General features: G+C 48.9%; 1 protein-coding gene. It reads left to right on the forward strand.

The window, feature by feature from the left end; all coding sequences use genetic code 11:
- Positions 1-163: 163 nt before the first annotated feature.
- Positions 164-439 (forward strand): hypothetical protein, encoded by a 276-nt coding sequence (locus tag AC1RO3_RS08205; protein WP_289860994.1) that lies wholly within the window; start codon positions 164-166, stop codon positions 437-439.
- Positions 440-650 lie beyond the last annotated feature (211 nt).

Raw genomic sequence — 650 nt, forward strand, 5'->3', positions numbered from 1 at the left:
GGTTATGATGTTCGAAGACACGCTGACACAGAACTGGACAAAGATTGAGCCAGTTGCTAACGCCACCAACAGCACTATACTCATACTAGGTTGAACTGGGCCCGAGAACGAAAGTTCCGGGCTTTTTTGTACATGTGCATTTGATGAGCAGTACTTACGAATTATGGAACAAGAACAAGAATCCGGCACTTACTGCGGCATCATCGAAAAGCAGTTGATCACAGCCATTTGCCCTCTGCGCGCCGGACGCGGTTGCATGTGGAAACATCGGGAGTCCGGACGATGCATGTTTGGAACAAGGTTGGCAGACGACGTTGATGAGGACATGACTATGAACGAATACGCGACCATTGTCGGTCTCCCACCAGTTGACGAAGCGCTACAGCCGTTGATGATACGCATCGTAACTGAGCGCCTTCGACAAGAGATTACTGAGTAAGTTAGCTATAGTAAATAAATCGCAACTACTCACAAAAACAAACAAAACCTTATTTCGGCCTGTGCTCGCTCCACGGGCCTCAAAATTTTTGGAGTACTACTCAAATGGGTATCAAGAAACTCACCCTCGCTGATCTCGACGCACAAGCAACCGGACCGATCTGGTGCGTGAACTCGGCAGCTGCATCGAAGTACGAACTGTCCGGCAACGT

It is taken from the genome of Dellaglioa sp. CoH-57-MRSF-19 (assembly GCF_056781975.1).